Origin of the sequence: Edaphobacter sp. (assembly GCF_035532915.1) — a bacterium.
Lineage (GTDB): Bacteria > Acidobacteriota > Terriglobia > Terriglobales > Acidobacteriaceae > Edaphobacter.
On record NZ_DATKQC010000138.1, the window covers coordinates 1 to 5,585 of the forward strand.

6 protein-coding genes and 1 pseudogene are annotated in these 5,585 nt (G+C 55.6%); all 7 read right to left on the reverse strand.

The features are described 5' to 3' along the window. Positions 1-270 (reverse strand): annotated as a pseudogene (locus VMU57_RS06900) (DDE-type integrase/transposase/recombinase); the annotation flags it as partial. 226 nt (positions 271-496) lie between these two features. Continuing rightward, positions 497-685: a hypothetical protein gene (locus VMU57_RS06905; protein WP_325381899.1), complete on the reverse strand. Its 189-nt coding sequence runs from the start codon at positions 683-685 to the stop codon at positions 497-499. Between the two features lie 461 nt (positions 686-1,146). After that, positions 1,147-1,413 (reverse strand): type I restriction-modification enzyme R subunit C-terminal domain-containing protein, encoded by a 267-nt coding sequence (locus tag VMU57_RS06910; protein ID WP_325381903.1) that lies wholly within the window; start codon positions 1,411-1,413, stop codon positions 1,147-1,149. Positions 1,414-1,612: 199 nt separating this feature from the next. Further along, complete coding sequence (locus VMU57_RS06915) at positions 1,613-1,951, reverse strand: hypothetical protein (RefSeq protein ID WP_325381904.1); 339 nt, start codon at positions 1,949-1,951, stop codon at positions 1,613-1,615. A gap of 33 nt (positions 1,952-1,984) precedes the next feature. Further along, positions 1,985-3,394, reverse strand: coding sequence for a glucoamylase family protein (locus VMU57_RS06920; RefSeq protein ID WP_325381900.1), 1,410 nt, complete (start codon positions 3,392-3,394; stop codon positions 1,985-1,987). Beyond that, the gene (locus VMU57_RS06925) at positions 3,280-4,650 is read right to left on the reverse strand and encodes a GH39 family glycosyl hydrolase (RefSeq protein WP_325381901.1); all 1,371 of its coding nucleotides are present in this window, start codon (positions 4,648-4,650) and stop codon (positions 3,280-3,282) included. The genes VMU57_RS06920 and VMU57_RS06925 overlap by 115 nt, the downstream gene beginning before the upstream one ends. A 119-nt stretch (positions 4,651-4,769) precedes the next feature. Next, on the reverse strand, positions 4,770-5,585 hold an 816-nt coding region (locus VMU57_RS06930), incomplete at its 5' end, for an MFS transporter (protein WP_325381902.1).

A 5,585-nucleotide genomic window follows, 5' to 3' on the forward strand; every position in this document is an offset into this window, starting at 1 on the left:
TGCAGCGTCAGTTGGCCGGGCCGGATGTTTTGTTTTGCGCAACTCTCCTCGATCAGCCGTTTGGCCAGTTCGGCGCTTTCCCGCATGGCCACTACCCAGCCCGGTGACGTAGCGGCTAAAAACATCGAGGATCACGTAGAGATGGAAGTAGGTCCACTTGGCAGACCCCAGCAGTTTGGTGATGTCCCAGCTCCACAGCTGATTGGGCGCGGTGGCCAGAAGTTCCGGTTTCTTATACGGCGGATGGGTCAGTTGGTTGCGGCGCTCGCGTCGGTCGGAACTGCCACCTGTGGATCGCTTGTGACCAAGCTGTCTGTGTCGAGAACCAATGCTCTACGTTATGATCGGCGGCACAGGATTGCGATTCGGAGAAGGGGTCGGGATTGAAATCGACAAGCATATCTCGGCGACTTCTCACCTTGCACATCCGACATTTCTGTAAACCGGCAACGGGGCTCCAGACATTGCCGAGGCCTAAATGGATTCTGCCTATGTATCACAGCAGCCGTATCGTTACTTCAACATCTTTGCCAATCTCCCATTTGTGAAGGTTGGGGACTCGAAGTTCGTCGTAAAGGAAATCAGCGCCCACGAGGGAGATCTGGGCTTGTTGCGGTTCATTGAGGGCGGAACGATCGATCAGCTTCTTAACTGAACCTGACAGATTGATAGTGTCCTTTGCCATGGCATTCTCCTGGGTAGGGAATTTCAGCCACCGTTACTGTAGCGGTCGCGAGAAGCCGAATCTATTCACAAAGGGACAGTCTCGTCGAGGGGCAAGAGTGCTCGACCGCCATCACAAATCGGGGCTGACGTTTGGGCCACGCGGTTACCAGACATCCCTGAAGAGCTTGCTTTCTTAGGTTCGCGAGCCAAGCGTCTAGAGGGGCACCCACCTGCTGGCGTTCATCGCCAACGCCAAAACAAGCCAGGCTACCCACTCCATATCTTGGATCACCTGTTTTGCTCCGATGACGAATCGCGGACACTTCCGGCGGCTCGCTCAAGCCGCCCGTTGGTAGGGATACTTCTGAAAACTAGCGAAGACCTTCTCGATCTCTTCCGGCCTGCCGAGATCGGCCGTGCATCCGCGATGGAGTCGTGATATTTCAGTCGGAGCAATGGTGTCAGTTTCTCCTGGTCCAATCACTGAACACCTTCCTTAACATAGTGCGAGAGGACGAAGTCGAGAAAGGCCTGCTGCTTAGAGTTGAACTGAGTACTGATCCCCACTCTGGCATTGGCCGCTCTTTCCTCGCGAGTCAGCGTTGGCAGAGCATAAGCGACATATGCCAGCACATCGAAGAGGTCGCTTTTCTCTGCGTTAATGAGACTCTGCATCTCCGCCATTTGCTCCGCGCCGAATCCCTTCTCGGATAAACCTTTCATTAGCTTGGCACGCGTAAAACTCAGGTAGCTTGCCGAGGAGCATCTCTAGAAATTGTTGCGCGGACATCGGCGTGCCGTCCGGTGCCAGAAACTGGTCACCATCATGTGCTGGATGGCGCGAGCTTGAGCTTTGCCGTCGGCGAGTTTCACTTTGATCTTCTGTGGACGCGTGGGGGGATTCAGGTCTTCTTTCCGGCATAACGGACGAACGGGGGGCTTTCGGTTAATCCTTTGGTTCCGGCTCAAGCGGCTCACCATCCCACTCCGGATCACTGAAGTGATTGGTCGCTTTCACAAAGTCGTAAATCGTGAAGTAGTCTTTCCCATAGAGTCGAGTGCCGCGCCCGATGATTTGTTTGATCAGGAACTTCACTGCTGACTTATGATCGGCGGCGTCGACATCACGGCTTTCTGGCTTCTTACCACCCGCGTCGTGGAACGTTAAAATCGCTCCCTCCAAGCCAATGCGATCTACTTTTCCGTATGGCTCTCGCTTCAGTGGTTCGCCTGCCTGGTAAAACGCGAACTTAATGCTGGAGGAGCCGCCGTTGATGGTAAGAATGTAGGAACCCTATTGCTTCATAGAACCTCTTCCCTATTTCTCAAGCCAGCCCCCTCGAAAGCCGGACTGACGAAGGCCCGCGACAACATAAGGACATTGCCGCGTCAGATGCCAAAGAAAACCACAGCGGTAATTTTCGATCATCAAAACGATGGGCCCCTGGTTGAGACCGTAGTGAAAAGGCGATATCCACGGGTGCGAAACGTCGGCCCTCTCGGCAAAGGTAGTATTGAAAGTCGCTTTGAACCCGTAAGGATTCTTCTCGCGCAACTTCAGTTTCTCAAAGTAAGCAAGCGTCGGGAGAACGATTTCTGGCGCAAAGGGAAGGGAAGCAATTACCGCCCACGGAGCGATGCTTCCGTCGTCAGGACCGTCGGGCACCCCGCGCGCTTTGTAGCCGAAGAATTCGCGCTCTCGGCCCTTGATCGTGCTTTTCGCCGGCCCGGGACCGTCACTGGCCGTAATTCCCCAGCATTTTGCGCCGTAGCCGTCGAAGTGAGCGGGATTACGTATGGCGTACTCCTGCTGCACGTAGGTCGCGCGGCGGCTATTCTCGAAATAGTCGATGTTTTTGCTGCGCATGTAGTCGTCCTGGATCTCGCGAAAATCGATCCACAGATGCGAGATTTGGTGAGTAAAGAGCGGGCCAGAATACAAGAACTCCCGACCGTAGATTTCCCTCCATTTATAAGTTGAGGTCCATTGCAGATAGCTTTCCTTCGGCAGCGGATGAGTCGGCGAACCGAGGCCGAGGACATAGAGAAACAACGCCTCGTCATAACCCTGCCAGCGATAGGGCAAAAAGCCGCTCTCAGGTGTCCAACCGAGGGTTACTGCGAGCCCGCCGTTTTGGGCCCAGTTCCAATCGGCTCGCCGGTATAGCATATCCGCAAGCTCTCGAATTTCACGTTCGTCAGAGGTGTTCTCCGAGAAATACGCCGACGCCGTCAGCATGCCGGCCAGGAGAAAGGTGGAGTCGACCGTGGATAACTCGCACTTCCATACCCGCTTTCCGGTGGTCATGTCGAGAAAGTGGTAATAGAAACCTTTGTAGCCAGTCGCATCCACGTCGGTGCTCTGAACGCTCTGGTGGAAGAAGCGCAAGGCCGTCAGGGTGCGCTTAACGGCATCCGCGCGACTCGTGAACCCGCGCTCCACGGCAACCGGGTAGGACGACAAAGCCAATCCTACCGCGGCGATACTCGCGGGCGAGCCGGGTTTGGTCTTGTCGATGACCAAGCCGTTAAGCGGATTCGCTTCGTGCACGAAGTAGTTAAACGTCTCACGCTGCAACGCCTCCAGTGCTTCGGAACAGGCATTTGAATCATTCATGATTTGGCATTCTGTCCGGTCCTCTTCGGCGCTAACTCCGCCGTGATGGCTGCGATGCCTTGCGGCGGCATGCGGAACTTTATATGCAGTGTTTTGCCGGAATGTTTCCATGGCATCGGCTCACGCACGATTTGGGACGCAACGTGCAACTGTTCGACCTCCCTTTCTGTTGGAAGTGCCGGCTTACCCATCTCAATCCAGAGACGCTTGGCGTTGGCATGCTCGTCGTCGATCCGCTCGATGTAAACATTGCGCGGCGACGTCAGTCCCGTCAGTTTGACTTCAACAGACTCAGCCTTGATCGGATGGCGTGGCAAAGCGTGGTTCGTCACCAGCACCGTGACAGCGTCGCGGTTGGTGATCGCCCAGACATCCACGGTCTCGCTTTTTCCCTTTACGGGTAATTCCTCTACGCCGAGACGGTGTAACAGCTCGAAGGCGCGGTAAGAAGGTTTGGCGACGCCTTGCAGAGTCAGCAGGCCAAAACCACCTTGGAACGCGGTGGCAGGCATGTAGTTCTCCTCAAAGATATCGCTAAACGTCCAATAACTGTAGCCCTCCACCAGCCCTCGGGCTTCCATCATGGTCTTGATAATGACGGCTGCCGTGTAGGGCTCATCGTGCAGGTGGTCGCGCGGATTAGAGGAAGAGCTCCATTCGGTGTAGTAGAGCGGTTTCCCGCGCGCCTTGCGGTGCGTCTCGCGCGCCCATTTGCGCAGGATACTCTCCTTACTGCGCGCCAACTGTGTCTCCGTATCTTCACCTACCGAACCCAGCGCATCGGTCGGATAGTGATGCGTGCTGACGAAGTCGACCGGAGCCTTGTTCTTCTTGCAGAAAGTGAGGAACTCCGTAATCCATTCGTTCTTCGCGGTCGCCGGCCCGCCGACCCGCAGTCGCTCGTCCACCTCCTTTATCGCCTGCACAGTGAATCGGTAGAGCTTGAAGTAACCGGCCCGCGTGCCTGTCCAGAACGCCTTTAGATTGGGTTCATTCCACACTTCAAAAAACCAGGTACTGACTTCGTCGATCCCGTAACGTTCAACCCAATGCCTTATCAGCCGGCCGACGAACTTGGCCCACTCGGTGTAATCCTTCGGAGGCGTCACATTCGCGCTGTAATGGAATACGGTCTTGCTGCCGGAAGAGAGCGTCGAGGGCATGAAGCTCAGCTCGACGAACGGCTTCATCCCGATGGAGAGAAGGAAGTCGCAGATCTGATCGGCGTTGAAGAACGAGTGGAGCAAATGATTTTGCTCGTCCATCAGTGTGCCCATGTCGTCGCTGAGAATGTCATGGAAGCGCACGTGGCGAAAACCAAGCTGTTCATGACATTGTCGCAACTGCCGTTGCCAGTCCGCGCGCAATGCCAGGGGCGCGTGCCCGCTGCCGACGGTATGTTCCCAAAAATGGGGCAGCGGAACCGGCTTATCCGATAGGCGGCAAGTGAATTGCAGCTGCTTCCTGGCACTCGTTTTCTTAGTTGTCATAATGATTTTTGGCCCTTTCCGACGCGCCAGTGCGCCTCAATCTGTTCCAGAGTTTTACCTTTGGTTTCCGGCACCAGCAGATATAAAAAGACCCAGGCGCCGATCGCGATTACACCGTATAACCAGAAAGTTCCCGCGTGCCCCAGAACCCCGACCAGGGTCAGGAAAGTCACGGCCACTACCAGATTCAATGCCCAGTTAGTGACCGTCACGGCGCTCATGGCCGCACCACGAATCTTCAGTGGATAGATCTCGGAAATCAGCAGCCAGAAGATCGGCCCGAGTCCAAAGGCGAAACACGCGACATAGATTACCAGGCCGCCAATGGCGACATAACTTTTGAAACTCGCCAACTGCGGAAACTGGAAAGCCGAGCCCAAGATCGCCAGACCAATAATCTGGCCGGCCACTCCGACCAGTAATAAAGGCCTCCGGCCGACACGGTCCAGCAGAAAGATGGCCAGCACATGAAAAAGCCACATCACCATGGTCAACCCTGCTCCAGCCAGGATCGCGGGTCCGGCGGCCCTAATGCCCGCGAACTTGAAAATAGTCGGGGCGTAATAGATGACCGTGTTAATGCCGGTTATCTGCTGAAATACGGCGAGTCCCAAGCCGACAATCATCGGCATCCTCAGTGATGGCTGGAACAGTCCCCTCATCCCCCCGGCACCTTGTTTTTTCATGCTTTCCTGGATGTCCGTGATTTCCGGACTCACGTCTGATGCCGTCCGTGCGCGCTGTAAAATCCGCCTCGCCTCTTCCACCTTTGACTTGCTGATCAGCCAACGCGGGCTGTCGGGCAACCGCCA